Origin of the sequence: Marinobacter sp. CH_CUG1437-1, assembly GCF_037029655.1 — a bacterium.
GTDB lineage: Bacteria > Pseudomonadota > Gammaproteobacteria > Pseudomonadales > Oleiphilaceae > Marinobacter > Marinobacter salsuginis.
Window position 1 is genome coordinate 38,580 of record NZ_JAYMEW010000001.1, and the last position, 25,579, is coordinate 64,158.

21 protein-coding genes are annotated in these 25,579 nt (G+C 60.5%); 12 read left to right on the top strand and 9 right to left on the bottom strand.

Annotation, left to right across the window (positions count from 1 at the left end; all coding sequences use genetic code 11):
* Window positions 1-10: 10 nt before the first annotated feature.
* From lysA to WA411_RS00180, 3 genes are all read right to left on the bottom strand, one after another.
* Window positions 11-1,261, bottom strand: coding sequence for a diaminopimelate decarboxylase (lysA, locus tag WA411_RS00170; RefSeq protein ID WP_222466036.1), 1,251 nt, complete (start codon window positions 1,259-1,261; stop codon window positions 11-13).
* Window positions 1,262-1,302: 41 nt separating this feature from the next.
* Window positions 1,303-1,464 (bottom strand): LPS translocon maturation chaperone LptM, encoded by a 162-nt coding sequence (lptM, locus tag WA411_RS00175; protein ID WP_227514594.1) that lies wholly within the window; start codon window positions 1,462-1,464, stop codon window positions 1,303-1,305.
* 66 nt (window positions 1,465-1,530) lie between these two features.
* Window positions 1,531-4,389: a class I adenylate cyclase gene (locus tag WA411_RS00180; protein WP_136631234.1), complete on the bottom strand. Its 2,859-nt coding sequence runs from the start codon at window positions 4,387-4,389 to the stop codon at window positions 1,531-1,533.
* A 109-nt stretch (window positions 4,390-4,498) separates the two neighbouring features.
* Here WA411_RS00180 and WA411_RS00185 point away from each other — a divergent pair, with 109 nt between their 5' ends.
* The gene (locus WA411_RS00185) at window positions 4,499-6,943 is read left to right on the top strand and encodes an EAL domain-containing protein (protein ID WP_291905729.1); all 2,445 of its coding nucleotides are present in this window, start codon (window positions 4,499-4,501) and stop codon (window positions 6,941-6,943) included.
* 23 nt (window positions 6,944-6,966) lie between these two features.
* Here WA411_RS00185 and argH read toward each other — a convergent pair whose 3' ends face one another.
* Window positions 6,967-8,376, bottom strand: a complete 1,410-nt coding sequence (gene argH, locus WA411_RS00190; protein ID WP_291905728.1) for an argininosuccinate lyase — start codon at window positions 8,374-8,376, stop codon at window positions 6,967-6,969.
* A 119-nt stretch (window positions 8,377-8,495) separates the two neighbouring features.
* Here argH and WA411_RS00195 point away from each other — a divergent pair, with 119 nt between their 5' ends.
* From WA411_RS00195 to WA411_RS00220, 6 genes are all read left to right on the top strand, one after another.
* Window positions 8,496-9,536, top strand: a complete 1,041-nt coding sequence (locus WA411_RS00195; RefSeq protein WP_069184731.1) for a sensor histidine kinase — start codon at window positions 8,496-8,498, stop codon at window positions 9,534-9,536.
* Between the two features lie 29 nt (window positions 9,537-9,565).
* Window positions 9,566-10,315 (top strand): LytR/AlgR family response regulator transcription factor, encoded by a 750-nt coding sequence (locus WA411_RS00200; protein WP_153634855.1) that lies wholly within the window; start codon window positions 9,566-9,568, stop codon window positions 10,313-10,315.
* Between the two features lie 95 nt (window positions 10,316-10,410).
* Window positions 10,411-11,352: a hydroxymethylbilane synthase gene (gene hemC, locus WA411_RS00205; RefSeq protein WP_153637291.1), complete on the top strand. Its 942-nt coding sequence runs from the start codon at window positions 10,411-10,413 to the stop codon at window positions 11,350-11,352.
* Window positions 11,333-12,142 carry a uroporphyrinogen-III synthase gene (locus tag WA411_RS00210; protein ID WP_069184729.1) on the top strand — a complete coding sequence of 270 codons (810 nt, stop codon included), beginning with the start codon at window positions 11,333-11,335 and terminating at the stop codon, window positions 12,140-12,142. The genes hemC and WA411_RS00210 overlap by 20 nt, the downstream gene beginning before the upstream one ends.
* Before the next feature lie 8 nt (window positions 12,143-12,150).
* Window positions 12,151-13,275, top strand: coding sequence for a uroporphyrinogen-III C-methyltransferase (locus tag WA411_RS00215; protein WP_153637292.1), 1,125 nt, complete (start codon window positions 12,151-12,153; stop codon window positions 13,273-13,275).
* A complete protein-coding gene (locus tag WA411_RS00220; protein ID WP_069184727.1) occupies window positions 13,272-14,513 on the top strand; it encodes a heme biosynthesis HemY N-terminal domain-containing protein in 1,242 nt (413 codons plus the stop codon). The genes WA411_RS00215 and WA411_RS00220 overlap by 4 nt, the downstream gene beginning before the upstream one ends.
* A 1-nt stretch (window position 14,514) precedes the next feature.
* On the opposite strand, the gene WA411_RS00225 is transcribed toward WA411_RS00220, so the two are convergent.
* The 3 genes from WA411_RS00225 to rho all read right to left on the bottom strand — a co-directional run bounded on the left by WA411_RS00225 (window position 14,515) and on the right by rho (window position 18,495).
* Entirely contained in the window at window positions 14,515-15,519 is a 1,005-nt protein-coding gene (locus tag WA411_RS00225; RefSeq protein ID WP_291905726.1) for a 2Fe-2S iron-sulfur cluster-binding protein, read from the bottom strand.
* A 1-nt stretch (window position 15,520) separates the two neighbouring features.
* Window positions 15,521-17,008: a 4-hydroxy-3-polyprenylbenzoate decarboxylase gene (gene ubiD, locus WA411_RS00230; protein WP_291905725.1), complete on the bottom strand. Its 1,488-nt coding sequence runs from the start codon at window positions 17,006-17,008 to the stop codon at window positions 15,521-15,523.
* 224 nt (window positions 17,009-17,232) lie between these two features.
* A complete protein-coding gene (gene rho / locus WA411_RS00235) occupies window positions 17,233-18,495 on the bottom strand; it encodes a transcription termination factor Rho (RefSeq protein ID WP_069184724.1) in 1,263 nt (420 codons plus the stop codon).
* A 363-nt stretch (window positions 18,496-18,858) separates the two neighbouring features.
* Between rho and moaB the strand changes: the two genes are divergently transcribed.
* Genes moaB through WA411_RS00255 form a run of 4 tightly spaced genes read left to right on the top strand, consistent with a single transcriptional unit; the run spans window position 18,859 to window position 21,391 of the window.
* Window positions 18,859-19,431, top strand: a complete 573-nt coding sequence (gene moaB / locus WA411_RS00240; protein ID WP_069184723.1) for a molybdenum cofactor biosynthesis protein B — start codon at window positions 18,859-18,861, stop codon at window positions 19,429-19,431.
* A gap of 34 nt (window positions 19,432-19,465) precedes the next feature.
* The gene (locus tag WA411_RS00245; protein ID WP_291905720.1) at window positions 19,466-20,680 is read left to right on the top strand and encodes a molybdopterin molybdotransferase MoeA; all 1,215 of its coding nucleotides are present in this window, start codon (window positions 19,466-19,468) and stop codon (window positions 20,678-20,680) included.
* Between the two features lie 2 nt (window positions 20,681-20,682).
* Window positions 20,683-20,943, top strand: a complete 261-nt coding sequence (locus tag WA411_RS00250; protein ID WP_153634846.1) for a MoaD/ThiS family protein — start codon at window positions 20,683-20,685, stop codon at window positions 20,941-20,943.
* A gap of 1 nt (window position 20,944) precedes the next feature.
* Entirely contained in the window at window positions 20,945-21,391 is a 447-nt protein-coding gene (locus WA411_RS00255; RefSeq protein WP_069184720.1) for a molybdenum cofactor biosynthesis protein MoaE, read from the top strand.
* 64 nt (window positions 21,392-21,455) lie between these two features.
* Here WA411_RS00255 and trxA read toward each other — a convergent pair whose 3' ends face one another.
* Window positions 21,456-21,782, bottom strand: coding sequence for a thioredoxin TrxA (gene trxA, locus WA411_RS00260; protein WP_008169901.1), 327 nt, complete (start codon window positions 21,780-21,782; stop codon window positions 21,456-21,458).
* Window positions 21,783-22,073: 291 nt separating this feature from the next.
* On the opposite strand from trxA, the gene ppx reads away from it, so the two are divergent.
* Window positions 22,074-23,600 (top strand): exopolyphosphatase, encoded by a 1,527-nt coding sequence (ppx, locus tag WA411_RS00265; RefSeq protein WP_291905710.1) that lies wholly within the window; start codon window positions 22,074-22,076, stop codon window positions 23,598-23,600.
* Window positions 23,601-23,606: 6 nt separating this feature from the next.
* Here the strand turns inward: ppx and WA411_RS00270 are convergent, their stop codons facing one another.
* The gene (locus WA411_RS00270) at window positions 23,607-25,550 is read right to left on the bottom strand and encodes an ATP-binding cassette domain-containing protein (protein ID WP_291905708.1); all 1,944 of its coding nucleotides are present in this window, start codon (window positions 25,548-25,550) and stop codon (window positions 23,607-23,609) included.
* Window positions 25,551-25,579 lie beyond the last annotated feature (29 nt).

Sequence of the window (25,579 nt, forward strand, 5' to 3'; positions counted from 1 at the left end):
TCGCCCCCGCTCATTCAGGAAGGCAGCTCTCGGGTGCGAGCTGGTCTTCGAGAGTTTCACGGCGACGAACCACATGCACCTGGTCGCCATCGACCATCAGTTCCGGCGGCCGGTTCCGCGTGTTGTAATTGGAACTCATGACGAAGCCGTAGGCACCGGCAGAGCGAACTGCCAGCAGATCCCCCGCCTGGAGGCGCAGATGACGATCCTTGCCCAGGAAGTCGCCGGTTTCACACACCGGGCCGACCAGATCCCAGGCCTTTTCCTCGCCTTCCTGATGCGGCCTGACCGGAATGATCGCCTGCCAGGCGCTGTACAGGGCCGGACGAATCAGATCATTCATCGCGGCATCAATGATGGCAAAGTTCCGATGCTCGGTGCACTTCAGGAACTCGACCCTGGTCAACAGAATGCCGGCATTGGCGGCAATGGAACGGCCCGGCTCGAGAATCAGCTCCAGCTTCCGGTCACCCATGCGCTCGGCCAGCGCTTTCACATAGTCCGATGGCTGCGGCGGCTGCTCCTGATTGTAGGTAACACCCAGGCCACCGCCCATATCCAGATGATGGATGTGAATGCCCTGCTCCGCCAGGGAATCAATCAGGGCCAGCACACGGTCAAGGGCGTCCAGGAACGGTGACACACTGGTCAACTGAGAACCAATGTGGCAGTCAACACCCTTCACTTCGAGATTCGGCATACCGGCGGCACGGGCATACACCTGTGGGGCTTCGGCAATGTCGATGCCGAACTTGTTCTCTTTCAGACCCGTGGAAATGTAGGGATGGGTACCGGCATCAACATCCGGGTTCACCCTCAGAGAAACCGGTGCCTTCACGCCGAGCTCGCCCGCCACGGCATTGAGCCGGTCCAGTTCGGTGTCGGATTCGACATTGAAACAGCGTACGCCCACCTCGAGCGCCCGCTTCATTTCCCACTCCTGCTTGCCGACGCCGGAGAAGACCACCCGGGATGGGTCGCCACCGGCTTTCAACACCCGCTCCAGCTCACCGGCCGAAACAATATCGAAGCCGGCACCGAGCCGGGCCAGAACATTCAGCACGGCCAGATTGCTGTTGGCTTTTACCGCGTAGCACACCAGATGCGGATGATCCCGAAGGGCATCGTCGTAGGCCCGATAGTGCCGCTCGAGCGTCGCGCGGGAGTAGACATAGGCCGGAGTGCCAAAACGATCGGCAATGGCAGAGACAGGGACATCCTCGGCGTAGAGCTCGCCGTCGCGGTAGTTGAAATGATCCATGAGTTTCCTGATTCGTTGTACGGGGTCGGGAGGCCGGCGTGCTACTCGCGGTTTTCTTCCCTGTCTGACGGGTCCTGGGTCGCATCCGCCGCAGAATTCGCAGATGCGGCCTGACTGTCACGGTACAACGGACCTTTCTGGCCGCAACCGCTCACAGTCAGAGCCAGCACCAGCACCATGATCGGCAGAGTCCACGCTCGCATATCGGCTACCTACCCCTGAGTTCACTATGGACGCAGTATACCTGACACCCGCCCCGGGCCGCGAGGTCAGCGCGCGTTTGCAAGGTGCCGGTTCAAAGAGTCCTCCAGTACAGACCGGTAATAAAGGTACTGACTGGTCTGGATGTCCTGCTGATAGACACGCGGGTCGAGGTCGTGGGGCAGATGGACGTCGGTCAGGTACACCGGGTAACCCTCGTCACTCTGGCGCAGGGACCGGATGTAGTGGGCCACCGCCGGAATCAGTTGGTCACCATACTCCTGTACGCTGAATTCCTGGTCACCGCAAAAGATGTCGAATCGCAGCCGACTGTCCCCCTCATGGATACCCACGGCCTGAACCTCAAACCCGGGCAGGGGTACGCCCGAATCCGATTCGGGACGGTATTCGGCGCGCCAGATCCCGTCACGCCGGATAATTTCGTAACACTGAACGCCTGCAACTACTCCGGCCGAGTCGGTGTGGCGCAGCAGCCTCCGCTCAATCAGGTTATCCAGAAACCGCAGAACCGGTACCAGAAGGTGCCGGCGGCTGGTCACCGCCTGCTCCCAGCTGAACACCGAACCCAGCTCATCAACCACCCAGAGCCGCGCCCGTTCGCCCATAATCCGGTAGAACACCTGGATATTATCCGGTTCGCTGGCCAGGCAAACCGCCCGCAGGGCCGGCTCCTCCTGCAGCGCATAGCGATCGAACACCACCGGCAGGTAGCGTTCCTGGGGCATTGCCAGGTGCTCCATCAACGCTTCAAAACTCTCCAGGGCCACGAATCCCGGCTCCAGGCCATTGAACTGGAGCAGGAAGTAGCGTCGGTCCATCTCGATCACATAGCGCAGGGGATGCGGGCCGGCACCGCCGGCGAAGAAGGGTCTGAGCACATCGGCAAACAGTTCCTGAACCCGGCGGGCAATTGCAGAACCGTGGCCCCGGTTGTGGCAGTGCACCTGAACGCCGGGCAGTTCAGCCGGATTTGCTGCCACCGAGGCGAGGATATTCTTCAGGCACTGGATCAGGGTATCGCCGGCCGCGTAGTGTTGCAGACTCACCTCGTGCCAGCTGTTGAAGGTGATCTGGTCGATGCTGATCACCAGGTTCTCCCGACCGCCACTGAAACCAAGAGAATCATGCCGTGAGCTGAGCTTGTGGAGCCCCTTTTCCGTGAGGTGCGCCTGGGGATCGACACCCACGTTGACCAGCAGCAGGTTTCTAAGGGGGCGAACACCCCGGGACAGCGCCTCCCGCTCGGCCGGCGGAACCGGAAAGGGCAGGAACGCGGACAGCGCGTCCAGCATTTCCCGCAATTCGCTGACCGAGGCAATGCTGGTTCCCGAACGTACATTCAGTCGTGTCGATCTTGTCAGCAGACCATTGCAGTAGCACCAGACCATCAGTTCCGCCAGATTACCCGAGCGACGAATGACGGGTTGCCAGAACGCATCGGCCGGATCTTCCAGATCCCGATACAGGAGCCAGCCATTGGAATCGCCACCCTGCTCCGATTGATGATGGAACGCCAGGTTTTCCTCGGCCAGTGAAGGGGCCAGTCCGGGGTTGATCTGCTCAATTTTGCCGGCTTTGCGCTGAAATGCCGCATAGAGTTTGCGGCCCAAGAGGTTGATATCGTTGGCACTGATAGCAGCCCGCTGGCCATGTTCCCTGGCCATTTTCGACAGCAATCGGTAACTATGAGTCAATTCGTTGACAATGGTTCGGCGCAAGGTGGTGACATCCTCCGCCCGCCAGCGCTGACGCTCGTCCAGCTCTGAAAGCGTACTCTCGGACCAGCCCCAATCTGTCACTAGCTGGCGCAACAGGCGAGCGCGCCACTGCTCCCCTGAAGCCTCCGACCGGGTCAGCGGCAAACCGGCTTTCAGGTACAGGCTCCGACGGATCAGGTCCAGTCTCGAGGCCACTTCTGGCCCGGCAAGCCAGCCTTCAAGGCGGCTGTAAAGCATGACGTAAGGGTCGAGGCTGTCGGCATCGGTCTCTCCCCGGAACACGGCCCGCTTGAACTCGGCGGACAACAAGACCTCGCCGGTGGTGCGCGCATAGCATTCGATCAGAAGCAGCTTGAGGATCGACTTCCAGGGCGCGTCAATTCCCTTGTACAGCTGCCAGACACCGGCACCAAGAAATTCTGCCTCGGGGATCCCCGGTACCGGGCCAAAATCGATGTAATCCTCGGCGCGCACAAACCGGAAATCGACCAGCTTGCGCATGCAGTCGTCGTAGTTTTGCTCCTGTTCCGGGGGAATCAGCCACCACATGGGCCACGCGCCGGCCAGATGGATGCTGGTCCGGTAGAACTCATCCAGAAGCAGGAAATGCTGGGCACTGCCACAGTTTTCGCCGGTTACTTCCGCCCGCTGTCGGCCGGCCCGCCAGTCCGAGGCACAGAAAACGAAAACATGAAGCTCCACACCAAACGATTCCGCCCAGCGGGTCAGCTTGGTGGCCTTGCGTTCAAGACAGCGAATGCCCCGCTCCGGCAAATCGCTGCGGTGGCAGAGCCAGACATCGAGGTCACTGGCCACGGAGTGACCCAGGGTTCCCGGGCTGCCCATCAGGAATACGGCGTCCAGATCCGGCTTGCGCTTGCCCTCATCCTTCAGCGAAAAGGTTCGGGCCAGCCGCCGCGCCGCATTGATCGTGGCCGGCGAAGGTTTGTAATTACTGAAACCATAAGGGCAATCGCTGTCCAGATAACCGGGCAACGCGGGATGGTTGAGATGAAACGCCAGGGGCAGAATTTCCAGCACCATCTGCTGGCGATAGGACAACGCCGAATGGGCGCGATTCCAGCGCTGCTGATTGACCAGTAGAAACCGGTCCCTCAGACGACGGAGGGTCTTGCGATCTATTCCCTCCTCAAAGTCGAGGGAAATCGGGGCAACGTGGGCGGTCAAGGCGGCTCCGCAGAGAGGTTCTTTTCAGCATCAGTATGAGTATGATGTCGGCATCGTGGCAAAACCTTTAGAAAAATAAAAGCTGGAGAACGCGCGAGGCTCATCCGCTGTGAAAGAATTCATCATCCGCCGCTACCGATCGGAACAGTCCCCGGCGTCTGAGCGCCAGACTGTTTTACGCATCGACGATGAAGGCAAAGTGCTGTTCGCCGACCATCAGGCCGAGGCGGTGCTCGGCTATGACGCCAGCGAACTGGAGGGGCAGCCGGTGCACCGCATACTGGCGTCACGCCAGGACGATCCCTTCGCACCCGCCAACCGCCATCGAATCGAGAGAGGCCAGAATGTCCTGGTGACCTTCCGGCACAAGGAGGGCTTTTTCTATACCGCCAGTCTAACCCTGCGGCTGGACATGCGAGACTCCGACAAGGCAGCCAGCGCCACGATAACCCTGTGCGACAGCTCCAACAGGGATTCCCGGCTGTTGCGGGCCGCCGAGAGCAGTGCCGGTTTCGGGATCTGGGAACTGGACACTCGAAGCAATGAAATGACCTGGACCGAGGGTATGTTCCAGCTTCTCGAACTGAGACCTGGCGCCGAGATCACCCCCGAGCAGGCGCTGTTTTACTGCCAGACCGGACAGCCCCGGGTGCGAGCCATGTTCCGTCGCTGCCTCCGCACGGGAGAGGCGTTTTCCCTTGATCTTGATATCGTCACCTCGCGGCAGAACCAGCGGCGGGTGACGCTCAGTTGTCGGGCACTGAAGCAGGGTGGCAGGATTCCACGGCTCGGCGGCACCCTGGTGGACCGGACCGCCGACATGCAACTCGACAAAGCCCGCCAGCATGCGAACACCATGCTTGCTGCCACCACCAGCGCCACCCCGGATCTGGTTGTCGCCGTCGATGCTTCATTCAACCTGCTCCATTTCAATACCCCCTGGGCCAGGCAGTTTTACGAGACCTTCGGCCGGCACCCCGAAGTGGGCGATAATCTGAGCGACCTCCTGAACGAGTTCCCGAACGAACGAAGGCTGATGGAGCGGCTCTGGCACCGGGCCTTCGAACGCGACAGCTTTGTGGTTGAGATGCCCATGGCCCAGCAATCCCGTGAGTTGCCGGTGCATGAATTCCACTACCAGCGCCTGACCAACGACCAGGGCGACGTCACCGGCGCCGTGCACGTGGCCCGTCGCATAGAACCGAAGCTGAATCATGCCTCCAGCGAGGAATACCGGATACGCCACGATCCGGTTACCGGCCTGATGAACCGCAAGGCATTCATCGCCCGATTGCTGAGAACCCTGGAGCAGAAGACCCATCGGGAATCCTGCGACAGTCTGCTCTACCTGGATCTTGACGAATTCGAGCGTTTCAACGATCTGGCCGGCAGCGGAACCTGTGACCGCTATCTCCGGGAACTGGCCGGAAACCTGGGCGTACGGGTGCGCCAGCGCGATGCCCTGGCTCGACTTGCCGGCGACACCTTCGCACTTCTGATCGAGAACTGTCCGGAAGCCCGGGCCCGCAAGATTGCCCAGGAAACCCTCAATCTGATCGGCGACTTTGTTTTCGACTGGCAGGGGCACAAGCTCCAGACCACCGCTTCAGGCGGTCTACTGATTCTGGACAGCGACCTTCCCGGAGACCCGGAGCAGCTTCTGAGCCAGGCAGCAGATCTGTGCCATACCGCCAAGACATCCGGGCGAAACCGGGTGCACGCCGCCAGGGCCATTGCCCACCAGACCGACGAATCCACCGCCAGCAAACGGGTCGAGCAGATCCGCGACGCACTGGATAATCACAACCTGATTCTCGAATACCAGGCAATGCGGCCGGTGGCCAGCCCCACCTGGGGCGACCATATTGAGATCCTTTGCCGGATTCCGACGACCGCACAGAATGAAGCATCATTGAAGCCCGACGACTTCCTGCCGATCGCGGAACGCTTTGACCTGGCCAAACGGCTGGATCGCCAGGTGATCCGACAAACCCTGACTTGGCTGGGCAATCAGCCGTTGCTGGAACCGCGCTTGAAGTACTGCGGCTTCAACCTGTCCCTGGCCAGCGTTCTGGACGATACCTTCGCGGATTTTATGGCCGATGCGCTCAGTGATTCAGCGTTCGACCCCGGCTGTTTCTGCCTGGAAATCAGGGAAGCCCATGCCACCCAGTACCCCGATGACGTGGCCGTTCTGTGCGACGCATTGCATCGGGCCGGTTTCCGTGTCGCCCTGGACGGCGCCGGTGCGTCGGTTGAAAGCTATAGCCTGGCCGCCAGATTGCCGGTGGACATCATCAAACTGGATCGGAGGATGGTTCAGCAGCTGGAGGAGGACCCGGTGCAACAGGTGATGCTTGAAGCCCTGCACCGGATTGCCGAGGCCGCCGGCAAAATCACCGTGGCCACTTTTATCGAGAGCGACGACGCCCTGCGCAAGGTCCGGACCCTGGGCATACATTACGGTCAGGGGTACCGGCTGTTCCGTCCACAACCGCTTGACGAACTCACCCCCGCGGCAGTGGACCTGACAACGGGGCGAATCGGCGGCTAGCCGTTCCGCCCCGGGGAAACGCTTCAGCCCAGTTGAGCGCGGGCCCGGCCAACCGCCGCGCGCACCTGGTCCGGGGCAGTGCCACCCAGATGGTCACGGGCCTGGACCGAGCCTTCCAGAGTCAGCACATCAAAGACATCAGCGCCGATACGATCGGAGAACTGCTGCAGCTCTTCCAGGGTCATATCGGACAGGTCGCGACCTTCAGCCACACCGAACGCCACGGACTTGCCCACGATTTCATGGGCATCCCGGAAGGGGACGCCTTTCTTCACCAGGTAATCCGCCAGATCGGTGGCGGTGGAGAAGCCGCGCTTGGCCGCTACCCGCATGTTATCGGCCTTTGAGCGAATCGCCGGAATCATGTCGGCGTAGGCTTTCAGGCAGCCCTTAACGGTATCGACCGTATCAAACAGCGGCTCCTTGTCTTCCTGGTTGTCCTTGTTGTAGGCCAGCGGCTGGCTCTTCATCAGGGTCAGCAGACTGATCAGATGGCCGTTAACGCGACCGGTCTTGCCCCGGACCAGCTCCGGCACATCCGGGTTCTTTTTCTGGGGCATGATGGACGAGCCGGTGCAGAACCGGTCCGGCAGGTCAATGAAGTCGAACTGGGCAGAGGTCCAAAGCACCAATTCCTCGCTGAACCGTGACAGATGTGTCATCAACAGCGCCGCAAAGCTACAGAACTCGATAGCGAAATCTCGGTCGCTGACGGAGTCCAGGGAGTTCTCGGTGGGCCGATCGAAGCCCAACAAGCGGGCGGTCATGGCCCGATCAATAGGATAGGTGGTGCCAGCCAGCGCAGCCGCGCCCAGGGGCATCACGTTCACCCGCTTTCGACAGTCCTGCAAGCGCTCGGCATCCCGCACCAGCATCTCGTACCAAGCTAACAGGTGATGCCCGAAGGTCACCGGCTGGGCAGTCTGCAGATGGGTGAAGCCGGGCATGATGGTGTCCGCCTCGCGCTCGGCCAGGTCCAGCAGGCCTGCTTGCAAGCGCTTCAGTTCCTCGGCGATGACATCGATTTCGTCCCGCAGGTACAGACGGATGTCGGTGGCCACCTGGTCGTTACGGCTGCGACCGGTGTGGAGTTTCTTGCCGGTGATGCCAATACGGTCGGTCAGGCGTGCCTCGATGTTCATGTGCACGTCTTCCAGACTCACGGACCACTGGAAGTTGCCGGCCTCGATATCTGCCTTGACCCCGTTCAGACCCTCGATGATCTGGTCCCGCTCTTTACTGGTGAGCACGCCAACCTCGGCCAGCATGGTGGCATGGGCAATGGAGCCGGTGATGTCGTGATGGTACAGGCGCTGGTCAAATCCCACGGATGCGGTAAATTTTTCAACAAAGGCATCGGTGGGTTCACTGAAGCGTCCGCCCCAGGGTTTTTCAGAGCTTGTGGTCTGGTCAGACTTTTTCTGATCCGTCATGGTCTATCTTTCCTGCTGACAGCCCGGCATCATCTGGCGGGAACTGGGTACATTGAACGTGGCGGGAGTATACCATTCTGACCCGGGTAAAGGAGACACCCCGTAACGGGGACAAAGACATGACTGCGAGCGAGTTCTTCGTTCCGGACCTGTGCCGGGTGAGGGCCGTGTTTCTGTTGCTGGTCACCAGTGAACTGCTGGTTCTGGTGCTCGCCATAGTGCAGGCGGAGCGGGGCTGGATTGACTGGAATTACTTCGGGCTGTTGTCGCTGTTCGTGCAGTGGACCACCCTCACCAGTGCTGCCCTGATCTGCCTCCTGCGCGCACGGCTTGCGCGGATGTCCGTCTCTGGGGCGACAACCACCATTGTTGCAATTGTTTTGCTGGATGTGCTGGCGTTCAGCCTGTTTGCCGACAGCGTACTGCACCCTCAGGATGGCGTGGCCGTGTGGCAGGGAGTGGCCAAAAAAATGCTGCTGGCACTGCTGATCGTGCTCATGGTGCTGCGTTATTTTTACCTGCAGCACCAGTGGCAACAGCAGCGTGAAGCGGAAATGCAGGCGCATCTGGCATCGCTTCAGGCCCGCATTCAGCCCCACTTCCTGTTCAACAGCATGAATACCATTGCCAGTCTGATTGCCACCAACCCGGAACGGGCGGAAGAGGCGGTCCTGGATCTGTCGGAACTGTTTCGCGCCAGCCTCCGCACCGGTGACCAACTGATTCCATTGTCGAGGGAGCTGGCCCTGTGCCAGCGTTACCTGGCCATTGAGGCGCTACGTCTGGGCGACCGCCTGAGGCTGGAGTGGCAGATTGAGAAGGGCCTCGAACAACAGGCCATTCCCCCGCTCACGCTGCAGCCGCTGGTGGAAAACGCCATCTACCACGGCATCCAGCCCCGGCCGGAAGGTGGCACCGTGCGAATTGAAGCCCAGGCCAAAGGCGAGTTTGTCTACCTGCTGGTACAGAATCCAAAGCCGGACCAGAATAACCGGCAACACGAGGGCAACCGAATGGCGCTGGCCAACATACAGTCCCGGCTCCGGGCGCTGTTTGGCGAACCGGCGGTGTTAAAACACAGCCACCAGAACGACGTGTATACCGTTACCCTGAGATTGCCCCGGCAAAAGGCCGGCGAACAAAAAGCCCCAAAAACATGAGTTCATGAACTAGGAAATTGAGACCAGTCATGCCTGATACCCGCAGTGTCCTGATCGCCGATGACGAACCCCTGGCCCGCGAGCGCATCCGCCGGTTGGTGGAGGCGCTCCCGGGTTATAGGGTCTGTGGCGAAGCTGCCGACGGTGACAGCTCTCTGAAGCAGGTGGCGGAACTTGAGCCGGATATACTGTTGCTGGACATCCGAATGCCCGGCATGGACGGTATGGAGGCTGCCAGCCGCCTGAGCCAGTTGGCCAATCCGCCTGCCCTGATTTTCTGCACGGCCTACGACCATTACGCCATCCAGGCGTTTGACGTGCAGGCCATCGCCTACCTGCTCAAACCGGTTCGCAAGGAGGCCTTGGCGGATGCCCTGGCCCGGGCCGGCAGGATCAACCGGGTACAGCTGCAGGCCCTGAACGGACAGGCGGCACAGAACCAGGAGCAGCTGGCGGTGCGCACCCACCGGGGCACCGAGCTGATCGATCTGTCGGAAATCCTCTACTGCGAGGCGGATCAGAAGTACGTCACCATCCACCACACTCGGGGTGAAACCGTATGCGACTATACCCTGAAGGAGCTGGAAAACAGTTACCCGAGCACCCTGCTGCGAATCCATCGGAACACGCTGGTGGGTGTCCGGTTTATCCAGGCACTGAAACGGACACCGGATGGCCACAACCTGGTCGTGCTCAGGGATGGTCAGGGCGAGCTGCCGGTGAGCCGCCGCCATACAAGCAACGTGCGCCAATGGCTTCAGGAACACCAGCCAGGTTGAATCCGTAGCGCTCCCCAGAGTTAGTCGCCACGGGACTTTTCTGCCGCCACAAGGTAACCTTGGCGAACATTTTTTTCGAACCGACAGTGAGTGTCATGTCCAAACGTACCCTTCGCATTGCAACCCGCAGCAGCGCACTGGCGCTGTGGCAGGCGGAATTCATCAAGGCCGAGCTGGAAAGGCTGCACGACAACATCACCGTGGAACTGGTCAAGATCAAGACCCAGGGTGACAAGATACTGGACGTGCCACTGGCCAAAATCGGCGGCAAAGGCCTGTTCGTCAAGGAACTGGAAGAAGCCATGCTCGACGGCCGCGCCGATCTGGCTGTGCACTCCATGAAAGACGTGCCCATGGAGTTTCCGGAAGGCCTGGGACTGGTGGCGATCTGTGAGCGCGAAGACCCGACCGACGCTTTCGTCAGCAACCACTACGACAACGTTGACGCCCTGCCCGAGGGTGCCGTGGTCGGTACGGCGAGCCTGCGCCGTGAGGCCCAACTCAGGGCCTATCGCCCGGATCTGAAAATCCGCGTGTTGCGCGGCAACGTCAACACCCGGCTGGCCAAGCTTGATGCCGGCGAATACGAAGCCATTGTGCTGGCCAGCTCAGGTCTGAAGCGTCTGGGCTTTCACGAGCGCATCCGGTATTGCCTGCCGGACACCGTCTCGCTGCCGGCGGTCGGCCAGGGGGCGCTCGGGATCGAATGCCGGGTGGATGATCAGGAACTCCTGGCCATGCTTGAACCCCTGAAGCACAAAGACACCTGGGATCGTGTCACTGCCGAGCGGGCCCTGAACCGTCGCCTTGAGGGCGGCTGCCAGGTTCCAATCGCCGCCTATGCGCTGCTTGAGGATGATGACACGATCTGGCTGCGGGGCCTGGTGGGCGCCGTTGATGGCACCCAGATCTTCCGGGTCGAGGGCCGCGCACCAAGGGCCGAAGGCGAGCGCCTGGGCCGGGAACTGGCCGAGGACCTTCTGGCTCTCGGTGCCGACAAGGTGCTGGCTGAAATCTATGGCCACACACCAACCTGAGCCTGACCTGATCGGCCGGCGGATACTGATCTGCCGGCCTGAACCCGAGGCCTCGCGCCTGGCCAGCCGATTTCGTTCCGCCGGGGCCGACGTACAGATTCTGCCCCTGATTGACCGGGAACCTCTGCCGGAAACACCCGAGCGGCGGACGCTTATCCTGAGTCTGGATGAATTCTCCCATGTGATCGCCGTGAGCCCGTTTGCCGCCCGCCTTCTGCTTGAGGAGGTTGACACCTGGTGGCCCCAGCTGCCCATGGGCATCCGCTGGTATGGCGTTGGCGCTGGCACCGCATCGGTGCTTGCCGAGCACGGCCTCAGTCCGCGCAGACCGCCAGAGGGCTGGACCAGCGAGGCGCTCCTGGCACTTCCGTCACTGCAAAACCTCGAAGGCGAACGGGTTTTGCTCGCCCGCGGTGAAACCGGCCGGGAACTGATCCGGGAAACACTCGAATCCCGGGGCGCCAGGGTCACCCTCCTGCCTCTGTATCGCCGCTTTCGCCCGGACCACTCGCCGGAGCAGATCCGGGCCACTCTCGGCACCTTTGCTCCGGAGGCCATCGTCGCCCTGTCCGGAGAAACCTTGAACAATCTCATCGCACTATGTGCGAATAGCAGCCATAATCTATACGATAGGTTATTGATTGTTCCCGCAGATCGGGTTGCCGAACAGGCCCGGGCCGCGGGATTCACAAATCCGTGTATACCAGGAAGCCTTGCCGATAACGACATCGTGGCCACGGTTGCAGCGCAACTTGCCGGCCGGGACGGTGGCTCCGGAAAAGCCAAGTAAGGACGCCCGTGACAGACACTACGAATCAACTGCCCGCAACCGTTTCCAAGGAACCACCCGCCCGCCAGAAACTGTGGCCAATAGGGCTCGTCGCCATCATTGCGCTGATTATCGCTGTCGCCCTGGCCCTCTGGAGCTGGCAGCAGTGGAACAATCACCAGGCCGTGATGCAGAAACTTCAGAGCCTGCAACAGGACACCGCCCAGCTTGAAGACCGATATGGCGACCGCGGCAGCCAGCAGAGCCAGCGTCTGCAGTCCCTGGAAGAGAAACTGGCAAGCCAGCGAGAGCTGATTGCCACCCAGCAGCGCCAGATCGACCACAACGCCCGTGAACTGCTGGAAGCCGGCAACCGCACACGCACAGACTGGCTACTGGCAGAGGCGGAATACCTGCTGCGCATTGCCAATCAACGGTTGATGATCGAAAAAGACATTCGCGGCGCCATGTCGGCCCTGGAAGCGGCCGATGAAGTACTGGCGGAATCCGATGACATCGGTGTTTACCCGGTGCGCCAGCAGCTCGCCCGTGAAATCCTGGCGCTCAAGGGCCTTACCGGCGTGGATCGGACCGGTCTTTACCTGAAACTGGAAGCCGCCATCGACAGCATTCACCAGCTCACCGACCAGGCCCTGATCAGCGAAAACGCCCCCGGCTTTATTGTCAACGCCGGCGCGGAACAGGAAGCTGACGCCGGCGGCGAGCCGGGTGCCCTTCTCCAGGCCTGGAACAAGGTGAAAGCCACCCTGATGCAAGTGGTGGTTGTGCGTCGCATGGACGAGCCGGTAAAACCCCTGTTGTCGCCGGACCAGAGCGCCTATGCCCGCCTCAACCTGCAGCTGATGCTGGAAGAGGCCGAGATGGCGGTCCTGCGGGGCAATCAGCCCCTGTATGAGCGGGCGCTGACCAAAGCCCGGACCACCATTGATGACTGGTACAACGCCAGCAATCCCCGGGTAGCAGCCCTGAGTGACACCCTGGCCGAGCTGGCCCAGAAAAACGTGGACCCCGAGCTGCCCGACATCAGTCAGTCCCTGGACCTCCTCAAGGAACGGCTGGCCGGACGCCTGAACGCCAACAACGGAGATGGCGAGGATAATACCGGCGGTGGCAATGGAGGCGACGATTCATGATTCGCCTGTTACTCATCATCCTGCTGGCGCTGTTGATCGGCACCGGCCTGTCCCTCGGGTTGCAATACGATCTGGGCTACATCCGAATCAGCCTGGGCCATTACCTGATTGAGACCAACTTCTGGGTGGGGCTGGGCCTGATCGTGGCCCTCATCGTGCTGACCGTGCTGACCATCAACCTTATCCGCCGACTCAGAACCAGCACCGGCCTGGTAGCTGGCTGGATTGCCCGAGGCAACGAACGCCGCGCCCGGCGGCGGACCACCCAGGGGCTTCTGGCATTGGCCGAAGGCAACTGGCCGAGAGCCCGAAAACTGCTGACATCCTCCGCCAGCCATGCCGATACGCCCCTGATCAATTATCTGGCCGCGGCCCAGGCATCGTTCGAATCCGGTGATCACGAGGCGGTGGATGAATTATTGCGCAAAGCCTTCGACAGCACCCCCGGCTCCGACATGGCGGTTGGTATTACCCAGGCCCAACTGCAACTGGCCGGCAACCGGCTGGAGCAGGCCCTGGCCACGCTGGTTCGCCTGCGCAAACAGTCACCCCATCACCCCTTTGTGCTCAAGCTGCTGAAAAACACCTATTTGCGCCTGGAGGACTGGCGCGAACTGTCCCGGCTACTGCCCGAGCTGCGCAAACGCAGCGTACTGTCGGAAGCCGAACTCAATGATCTCGAGCGTCAGGTATGGCACAACCTGCTGGAGCGTGCCGCCGAGGATTGTCGGCGCCAGCAGCAACAGGACCCCGATGCGTCGCTGGAACCGCTAACCCGGCTCTGGGATGAACTCCCGGGCTTTCTGCGCCGCGACGAATACACTATTCGGGATTATGCCCGTCTGCTGGCCGGCCTTGGCGACGAGGTACAGACCGAAACGCTGTTGCGTAAGGTGCTGCGCAACCACTGGAGTGACGAACTGATCAACCTCTATGGGCGGGTAAAAGGCCAGAAGCCAGATGAACAGTTATTGCTGGCAGAACAGTGGCTGAAAGACCGGCCGAACAACCCCGAGCTTCTGCTGGCGCTGGGCCGACTGAGCCTGCGCAACGAACTCTGGGGCAAGGCCCGGGAATATTTCGAAACCAGCCTGCGGCTGAAGCGCAGCCGGGAGGCTCTGGCTGAGCTGAGCCGCCTGAATGCCCACATGGGCGAGGAAGAGGCCAGCGTCAAACTGCTTATGCAGGGACTGGCCAAGGATAACGGATTGCCGGAACTGCCGATGCCAAGGGCCTGATTCAGGTCCTTGGCGCGTATTCCAGCACGTCAGAGAAGAACGCCTCTTCAGGCAGCCCCGCATCCACCAGCGCATCCATCAGGGTGTACACCATGGTGGGCGAACCGCTGGCATGGACTTCGACATTGTTCCAGTCCATTCCGGAAGCCAGAACAGCCCGAACCAGCTGGTCGTGATGGCCTGCCCAATCGTTGTCTTCATCGTCCCCTACCACCGGCAGGAACGTGAAACGGGGCCACTCCTCCTGCCACTGCTGTGCCAGGGCGCGAAGGTACATATCCTCGTGCCGGCGCACTCCCCAGTAGAGCTTGACCGGCTGATCGTAGGACGTTTCCCGCAGGTAATCCACCAGGCTTTTCATCTGGGCAAAACCGGTACCCGCGGCCACCAGCAGCAGAGGTTTCGTTGGCGCCGAAGCCAGGCATGCCTTGCCGTGGGGGAGTTCCACCGTCACTTCACCGCCCGAGGTCAGGGCATCAATGACTTTCTGTGCCGACACCCACTCCGGGGTCGCTTGAATGTGCAATTCGATGTTCTGGGCCGATGGGCTGCTGGCGATGGAAAAGTAGCAGGGGTCGGCATCCGGTAGATTGACCGATAGATACTGCCCGGCGTGAAACGACAGTTCCCGACGCCGCGGGAGCTGCAGCTCAACGCGATAGACATCGTGACTGATGGAACGTACGTCCACGACCTTTGCCTGAAACTTGCCAGGCTGATTGTTTCCAGCTGCCATAACGGCGGATATCTCCAGTTCCAGGTCCGTGAGCGCGATGCTTCGGCACATCATCATGCGCTCGCCGACCTCTATAGTCTGTTGGTTTCGGGTATTCAGTACGCTGCCGGCCAGCAATCGGGCCTCGCAGATTTCACACACCCCATTGCGGCAGGCCGCCGGCACTGCAATGCCAGCCTGCGCGGCAGCGCTGAGCAAATCTGCCTCCGGTGCTGTGGTGAAAGCGATACCAGAGGGCAAAATCCGCACTGCCCTGTGTTTACTGCCCATATCAGTCGGGGCGGGATGCCGGACTTTCAATGCCCAGGGTATCCCACAGCTCATCGACGCGCTTTTTGACATCATCCGTCATGGTGATGGGCTCACCCCATTCACGGGTTGTCTCACCGGGCCACTTGTTGGTGGCATCCATCCCCATCTTGGAACCCAGGCCGGAGACCGGGGAGGCAAAATCCAGATAATCGATGGGCGTGTTGTCCACCAGGGTGGTATCACGGGTGGGATCCATCCGGGTGGTAATCGCCCATATCACGTCTTCCCAGTTACGGGCATCCACATCGTCATCTGTGACAATCACAAACTTGGTGTACATGAACTGCCGCAGGAACGACCATACGCCCATCATCACCCGTTTGGCATGGCCGGGGTACTGTTTCTTCATGGTCACCACTGCAAGACGGTAGGAACAGCCCTCCGGTGGCAGGTAAAAATCCACGATTTCCGGGAACTGCTTCTGCAGAATCGGAATAAAGACCTCGTTCAGAGCCACTCCGAGAATTGCCGGCTCATCCGGCGGGCGACCGGTATAGGTGCTGTGATAGATCGGATCCCTGCGATGGGTGACCCGTTCTACGGTGAATACCGGGAAGTGGTCCACTTCGTTGTAATAACCTGTGTGATCGCCAAACGGCCCTTCCGGCGCCATGTCGTCCGGATAGATAAAGCCTTCCAGCACAATCTCCGCGCTCGCCGGCACCTGCAGATCACTCAGACCTGCCTTCACCAGCTCGGTCCGACTGCCTCGCAGCAGCCCGGCAAACGCGTACTCCGACAAGGTATCGGGTACGGGCGTTACTGCCCCCAGAATGGTCGCCGGGTCGGCCCCGAGGGCCACGGCAACCGGATAGGGCTGCCCCGGATTGGCCTTCTGGAATTCCTGGAAATCCAGGGCGCCGCCGCGATGGCTCAGCCAGCGCATGATCAGACGGTTACGGCCGATGACCTGCTGCCGATAGATGCCCAGATTCTGGCGTTCTTTATGGGGCCCACGGGTAATCACCAGTGGCCAGGTCACCAGGGGGCCGGCATCGCCGGGCCAGCAGTGCTGAACCGGAATCTGGTACAGGTCCACCTGGTCTTTCTCGATCACCACGTCCTGACAGGGCGCAGACCGCAGCACCTTCGGACTCATGCGCATCACCTGCCGGAACAGCGGCAATTTTTCGATGGCATCGCGGAAACCCTTGGGAGGATCCGGTTCCTTGAGAAACGCGAGGAGCTTACCGATGTCCCGCAACGCTGTGACGTTATCCTGCCCCATGCCCAACGCTACCCGCTTCGGTGTCCCGAACAGGTTGGCCAGCACCGGCATGTCATAGCCCTTGGGATTTTCAAACAACAACGCAGGACCACCTGCCCGCAAGGTGCGGTCGCAGATCTCGGTCATTTCCAGGTGGGGGTCGACCTCAACGCTGATCCGTTTCAGCTCGCCCAGCTTTTCCAACTGGTCGATGAAGTCTCGCAGGTCGTTGTATTTCATCGGGTACTCCGTTCAGATATGCCAGTACTACGGAGGTCTTTGTTCGCTGGACTGCTTTTTTCGGAGTTAGAACAAGGTGGGGACCTGCTTTCCCAGACACGCCGTGAACCCATCCCTGGGGGCTTGGTCTTGCCATCCATGGCAAGACACAGTCTGGGAAAGCAGGTCCCCACCTCGTTCAGCAGATCACCAGTTATTCACAAGGCGCTCTGACTGGGAAGACATCAACGACGCTTCATGGACTGGAAGAACTCGTCGTTGGTCTTGGTGTCCTTGAGCTTGTCCAGCAGGAACTCGATGGCCGCGGTATCGTCGTCCATGGAGTGCAGGAGCTTGCGCAGGATCCAGACCCGCTGGATATCCGCCTCGCTCATCAGCAGATCCTCGCGACGCGTGCCGGAGCTGCGGATGTTGATGGCCGGATAAGTCCGCTTCTCGGCAATCTTGCGATCCAGGTGGATCTCCATGTTGCCGGTGCCCTTGAACTCCTCGTAGATCACCTCGTCCATCTTGGAGCCGGTGTTGACAAGCGCCGTGGCGAGAATAGTCAGGCTTCCGCCCTCTTCCACGTTACGGGCGGCACCGAAGAAGCGCTTGGGCTTTTCCAGGGCGTGGGCGTCAACACCACCGGTCAGGACCTTGCCAGATGACGGGATTACCGTGTTGTAGGCACGAGCCAAGCGGGTGATGGAATCCAGCAGGATGACCACGTCTTTCTTGTGCTCGACCAGACGCTTGGCTTTCTCAATCACCATTTCGGCCACCTGAACGTGACGGGCCGGCGGCTCGTCGAAGGTGGAGGCGATGACTTCGCCGCGCACGGTACGCTGCATCTCGGTCACTTCCTCAGGACGCTCATCAATCAGCAGCACCATCACGTGGCACTCGGGGTTGTTGCGCGTGATGGACTGGGCGATGCTCTGCATCAGCAGCGTCTTACCGGCCTTGGGCGGAGACACGATCAGACCGCGCTGACCTTTACCGATCGGCGCCACCAGATCCAGTACTCGGGAAGAGAGGTCCTCGGTGCTGCCATTACCGGCCTCGAGCTTCAGGCGCTCGTCCGGAAACAGCGGCGTGAGGTTCTCGAAGAGAATCTTGCTGCGGGCGTTGTCCGGCTTGTCGAAATTGATCTCGCTGACCTTCAGCAAGGCAAAATAGCGCTCGCCGTCTTTGGGCGGGCGAATCTTGCCGGCAACCGTATCGCCTGTGCGCAGGTTGAAACGGCGGATCTGGCTGGGAGACACGTAGATGTCGTCAGGTCCTGCCAGGTAGGAGGCATCGGCGGAACGGAGGAAGCCGAAGCCGTCCTGCAGAATTTCCAGTACGCCGTCGCCGTAGATGTCTTCGCCGCTTTTTGCGTGCTTCTTCAGAATGGTGAAGATCACATCCTGTTTGCGCGAACGAGCCAGGTTATCGAGGCCCATCTCTTGCGCAATATCGAGCAATTCGGGCACGGATTTCTGCTTGAGTTCAGTAAGATTCATAGTTTGTTGGATTTTCAGGAATGGAAGTAAACGAATATTGGAATGACAGGGGCGCCCCTGAACGTATTGATCGTAGTAAAACGCTGAACTTGGTGCTGGCCAGTTGGAGCAACCGGTGTAGATGGAGTCCGGAATAAGGTACTTTAGCCAGAGAGTGGGAACAACCGTTCGCCGGGCAAGAGCGATCATCGGCCACCTGACTGGCGAATGTCAAGTGCACTGCACAAATTAACGGCAATTTCACGCCAAACCGGCCACAACAGGCCTTTGGCGCCTCCCCCTGATGGGTTACTCCCTTCCATTGAAAGGCTGTGATGGCGATACTGGCGTATAACCACTTTTCAATGAATCTGGAGCCCTTCCATGAGCAGTGTACCCAGCACCGAGATGAAACCCCTTAACATTGCCCTGCTGACCGTGTCCGATACTCGTGGGCCTGAACAGGACACCTCCGGGCAGTTTCTGGAGGACAGCGTGGTCGAGACCGGCCACAACCTGGTGGCACGCCGGATCCTGCCTGACGATGTGTATCTGGTGCGGGCATTGATATCGAACTGGATCGCCGATTCCCAGGTGCATGTGGTGATCATTACCGGTGGCACCGGCCTGCTTGAACGGGACAGTACGCCGGAGGCCGTCAGGCCATTGCTGGACAAAACCGTAGAAGGCTTTGGCGAGGAATTCCGTCGTCTCTCTGCCGCTGAGATCGGATCTTCTACCGTGCAATCGCGGGCGATGGCGGGAATGGCTAACCATACGGTGATTTTCTGTCTGCCCGGCTCGACCGGTGCCTGCCGCACCGGCTGGGAAGGCATTCTTCTCAGTCAACTGGACAGCCGTCACACACCGTGCAATTTTTCCGGGCTCGTATTGCGCAAACCCGAGAAGCCCATGGAGCGACTCAACGAAGTGATTGGACAGCGCGCCAAGCGCTGAGGCGAGAAGACATACCGACCGGAGCTCAGATTTGATGGCCAACCCAAACCTCACGCCCCTGAAAGATGCCCTGGAACACCTGTTGTCGAAAGCGCCGGTGGTCGCGCAAACTGAAACCGTCGCCCTGACCGACGCCCTGGGCCGGGTGCTTGCAGAAAACCACCATGTTCCAGCGGACGTTCCGCCGGCGGACAACAGTGCCGTGGACGGCTACGCCCTGCGCAAGCAGGACCTGAGTGGCGACCAACCCGTACCCGTGTCGGCACGGATTCCGGCTGGTGAAGCGCCAACCGCCCTTGCACCGGGCACCGCCGCGCGAATTTTCACCGGTTCGGAGATTCCCGAAGGGGCAGACTCGGTGGTGATGCAGGAACGGGTCCAGGTGACCGATGCCGGCATCGTTGTGGAGGCGGAGGTGGAAGAGGGCCAGAATATACGTCGCCGGGGCCAGGATCTGGCACGGGGCGACCTTGCGCTGGCAAAAGGTACAAAGGTGCGCCCCAATGAGATGGGTCTGCTGGCCTCCATGGGCGTTGCCCGGCTCGATGTTCTGGCGCGGCTGAGAGTCGCCATTCTGTCCACCGGCGACGAGCTTGTAGACCCCGGAACGCCCCTCGGGCCGGGACAGATCTACAACAGTAACCGCTTCACCCTGATGGGACTACTTGCCGAGGCCGGCTGCGAGGTGGTGTTGTGCGAGACCCTGAGAGACAAACGCGAGGCGACCCGGGAAACGCTGCTGCGTGCGGCGGAGTCGGCCGATCTGATCATCACCAGTGGGGGCGTGTCCGTTGGTGAAGAAGACCATGTGCGCGCGGTGCTAGAGGAATCCGGCGGCCTGTCACTCTGGAAGATGGCGATCAAGCCCGGCAAACCCGTGGCTTTTGGTGCGATCGGCGGCACGCCCGTACTTGGGTTGCCCGGCAATCCCGGATCTGTGCTGGTCACTTTCCTGATGGTGGGCATGCCCTACATACGGAAACGCCAGGGCCGCAGCCCCAAACCTCTCTCGGGCGAGCGGATACCGGCAGACTTTTCCGTCTCGTCGCCATCGGTGCGCCGGGAGTTTGTCCGGGCCCGAAAGGAAATCCGGGGATCGGAGCCTGTGGTCGCCGCCTTCCCCAATCAGAGCTCCGGTATCCTGAGCTCTACCTGCTGGGCAGATGGTCTGGCCGTAGTGCCCGAAAACACCACGGTGAACCCCGGCGACCTGCTAACCTACTATTCGTTTGCGGAACTGTTGAGCTGAGCATGAGTGATAACACGATTACGGTGCGTTTTTTTGCCCGCCTGCGCGAGGAACTGAAAACTGAACAGTTGGCCATCGAAGCCAGGCCGGGCCTGACAGCCGGCGATGTGCTGGCAGAGCTGGCGAATCAGGGCGGGGCCTGGAGCCAGTTACAGGGCGACCAGCCGGTGATGATTGCGATCAACCAGGCCATGGCGAAGCCGGGCTCTGAGGTCAAACCCGGTGATGAACTGGCCTTCTTCCCGCCGGTAACCGGAGGTTGAGATGATTTCGGTCCAGTCTGAGGATTTTGATGTAGCCGCCGAATACGCCGCACTCCGTGACAGCGGTGCCGGCACCGGTGCCATCGCCACGTTTACCGGCCTGGTTCGCGACAGCGGTGACCTGCAGGGCGTCACGGGGCTCTATCTTGAGCACTACCCCGGCATGACCGAACAGGTCATTCAGGGGCTTATCGATGACGCCTCGAAACGCTGGGACGTGCGCAAGGCCCGCGTGATCCACCGGGTGGGGCGACTGGCGTTGTGCGACCAGATTGTCTTTGTCGGCGTGTGCAGCGCTCACCGCGGGGACGCGTTCGCAGCCTGCCAGTTCATCATGGACGCCCTGAAAACATCAGCGCCGTTCTGGAAAAAAGAGATTACTTCAGGCGGAGAACACTGGGTGGAACAGAAAGACTCGGATTTGGCGCGATCCCGGGACTGGGAGTAAGTGCCATAAAAAAACCGCCCGTGAGCCTTGGCTCAGGGGCGGTTTTCTGGTGACCCGACGGCAATCAGAGATTGCTGTCCAGGAAGGCCGCCAGCTGGGACTTGGAAAGGGCGCCGACTTTGGTGGCGTCCACATTGCCGTTCTTGAACAGCATCAGAGTAGGGATACCGCGGATGTTGAACTTCGGCGGGGTCTGCTCGTTTTCGTCAATGTTGAGCTTGCAGACTTTCAGTTTGCCGTCGTATTCGTCGGCAATCTCTTCAAGCACCGGCGCAATCATCTTGCAGGGACCACACCACTCAGCCCAGTAGTCCACCAGTACGGGAACGTCTGACTGCAGTACATCCTGCTCAAAAGAAGCGTCGGTTACATTTACGATATTTCCGCTCATTACCTTTTCCTGATTCATGCACTACTGCTGCACAACGGTATTTTCTTCCGGGATAACCATACCGGGGCACAGGTGCTGTTGACTGTCGTTGAAGGCCGCCCGGTGTTGCAAGCAGCCTTTCACCCAAATCACGGTAAGACATACTTTACGCGATTGATCAGCCGGATGTGAAGCGGTAAGAAACGATCCGCGTCTGACCCTGGTCAAATACGCGGTTTTCCGGTTACTGACAGCCCTGAGGGATTTCGCTTATAGTACCTCGCACGTTCACCTTAAAAGGATTCCGACCACGTGACGGCCGCATCCACCGCCGAAAACGCTGCCGCCTCACCCGAGGTACTGGCAGCCATCGACATGGGCTCGAACAGCTTCCACATGGTGGTTGCCCGACTAGTGCATGGGGAAATCCGGACCCTCGAAAAGATGGGTGAAAAGGTTCAGCTCGGGGCCGGACTGGATCAGTACAATAGGCTCACGGAAGAGGCTCAGGAGCGAGCCCTGGCGTGCCTCGGACGCTTCGCACAGCGGCTCAAGGGCATGCCACCGGAGGCGGTACAGATTGTGGGTACCAACGCGCTTCGCGTCGCCCGAAACGCCCATCAGTTCATGACCCGGGCCGAAGAGGTCCTGGGTTATCCGGTGGAGATCATTGCCGGTCGCGAAGAAGCACGCCTGATTTACCTGGGCGTTTCCCACACACTGTCTGACGATATCGGCCGCCGACTGGTGATCGACATTGGCGGTGGCAGCACCGAATTCATCATCGGGCAGCGGTTCGAACCCCAGGAGCTTGAAAGCCTGCACATGGGCTGCGTGTCATTCCGCAACCGGTACTTCCCGGACGGAAAGATCACCAAACGGCAGATGGACAAGGCCGTGACCCATGCCGAGCAGGAACTGCTCAACATCCGACAGCACTACCGTTCGGTGGGCTGGCAGAGTGCGGTGGGCTCGTCCGGTTCGATCAAGGCCATTGCCAGCGTCCTGGCGACCCTGAAAATCACTGACGGCACCATTACGCTCGCGGCCATGCAGGAGCTTCGCAAGCGGCTGGTGGATATGGGTAAGACGGAAAAACTGGGAGACCTGGGTGTACGCTCGGACCGCCAGAGCATTTTCCCGGCGGGATTCGCCATACTGATGGGGGCATTCCAGTCTCTTGGCATCCGGGATATGGCCTTCGCAGACGGCGCACTGCGGGAAGGCCTGCTCTACGACATTGTCGGGCGCATCCAGCATGAGGACGTCCGGGAGCGGACCATATCCGCGCTACAGGAGCGTTACCATGTGGACCAGGAACACGGTGCCGCCGTTGAGGAAACCGCCGTCGCCGCCTGGCAGCAGGTGGCCGACGCCTGGGGCCTGAACACGGCGGCCGATGAAGAGGTCCTGCGCTGGGCCTGCCGCCTGCACGAAATCGGGTTGACCATCTCCCACAGCCAGTATCACAAGCACGGCGCCTACCTGTTGCGCTACTCGGACCTGCCCGGCTTCACCCAACAGTTCCAGCGGGATCTGGCCACCCTGGTGCGTGGCCACCGACGCAAGTTCGCTTCGGCTATCTTCGAAGGCCTGGACCCGGAAGACATCGCAAGGCTGCGCTACCTGTGCGTATTGGTCCGTCTGGCCGTTCTGATCCAACACCCGCGCAATATGGAACTACCCCCGGCCTTTACCCTGACTGCTCACAAGGACAAGCTGGTGCTGGAGTTTCCGGATGGCTGGCTCGACGACAGGCCACTGACCCTGGCAGACCTGGAGAACGAGCGAGACTACCTTGCCAAACAGGATTTTGTCCTGGAGCTGAACGGCGGCTGACGGCATTCAGCCAGCCAGCTCCGCCTCCAGGGATTCCACCTCTTCACTGACTTCAAGCCACTGGGCCTCCACCTCTTCCAGGCGCGCGGTTGCAGCGGCCTGCTCGCCCAGCAGTTCTTTCAGGCGCGCCTTGCCGCCGTCGTCATACAGACCCGGATCAGACAGTTGCTCCTCCAGAGCCGACAGCGTTTGCTGAAGCTGCTCCATTTCCTTTTCCAGGGCACCCTGCTTCTTGCGATAGGGACTCAGTCTCTGGCGCAGGGCCGCCTCTGCCCGCTTGCGCGCCTTGCGATCTTCGGCGCTCTCGCCCACAGCCTCAGCGGCCTCGCGCGCACCCTCCTGGCCGACCGGCATTCTCCTCGGTGCCTCGGTTTCGTCTTTCCGGCGGTCCGCCAGCCAGCGTTCATAGTCCTCCAGATCGCCCTGGTATTCGGTCACCCGGCCATCATTGACCAGCCAGAACTCGTCCACCGTATTTCTCAGCAGGTGCCGGTCGTGGGAAACCACCACAATGGCGCCTTCAAAGTTCTGCAGCGCCATGGTCAGGGCCTGGCGCATTTCCAGATCCAGGTGGTTGGTCGGCTCGTCAAGCAGGAGGAGGTTCGGTTTCTGCCAGGCAATCACGGCAAGCGCCACCCTGGCCTTTTCACCGCCAGAGAACGAGCGGATGGCACTCAGGGCCTCATCGCCATGGAAATCGAAACCGCCGAGAAAGTTCCGGATACTCTGCTCTGACGCCTTTGGCGACAGCCGCTGCAGGTGCAGGAACGCGCTGGCATCGAGATCGAGCGACTCCAGCTGATGCTGGGCAAAGTAACCAATGGCCAGATGTTCGCCACAGGTCCGATCCCCGGATAAAAAGGTGCCCTCGCCCCGAAGCGCATCCATCAACGTGGATTTACCGGCGCCATTGGGACCCAGCAGGCCAATCCGGCTGCCGGGCAACAAGGTCAGATTGATACCATTGAGGACCGGGGTATTGCCGTGGCCGGCCTTGCCATTGCGTATCGACAACAGCGGGTTGGAGACCTTTTCCGCCACTGGAAACTCAAAGCTGAAAGGCGAATCAATATGGGCCGGGGCAATGCGCTCCATCCGCTCCAGCGCCTTGACCCGGCTCTGGGCCTGGCGGGCCTTGGTAGCCTTGGCTTTGAACCGGTCGATGAAACGCTGGATTTCGGCAATCCGGGCCTGTTGGCGTTCGAAACCGGCCTGCTGCTGGGCAAGACGTTCACTGCGCTGGCCTTCGAAGGCTGAGTAATTACCCGTATACAATTCCAGCTTGCGCCGATCGAAATGCACCACATGGGTAGCAACCCGATCCATGAAATCACGGTCGTGAGAGATGAACAGCAAGGTGCCGGGGTAGCGACGCAGCCAGTTCTCAAGCCACAGGCAGGCATCAAGATCCAGGTGGTTGGTAGGCTCATCCAGAAGCAACAGATCGGACGGTCGCATCAGGGCCTGTGCGAGATTCAACCGGATCCGCCAGCCACCGGAAAACGCCGATACCGGTCGGTCGGCGTCCTCATCCGAGAAGCCCAACCCACGCAGCAACGCCTCCGCCCGGCGTGCTGCAGACCAGGCCTCGTGCACATCTAGCTCTCCGTGTATGCGGGCAATGGCATGGTCATCCCCGGCCGTTTCCGCCCTGGCAAGCTCGGCTTCCAGGCGGCGCAGATCCAGATCGCCATCCAGGACAAAATCCCGGGCACTCCGGTCGGTTGCCTCGAATTCCTGTGCCATGTGGGCAATGCGGCAACCACCGGGCAGTGAGACTGTTCCCTGCTCCGGGGCCAACTGGCCCAGAAAGAGCTGGAAAAGACTGGACTTGCCGGCACCATTGGCACCGACGATCGCGACACGCTGTCCGGGCTGCACGGTGAGGTCGACGGATTCTAGCAACCAGACGCCACCCCGTTGTAAACTGAGATCGGTTATCGTTAACATGTTTTCATTTTATCAACGTATAGTGTTCA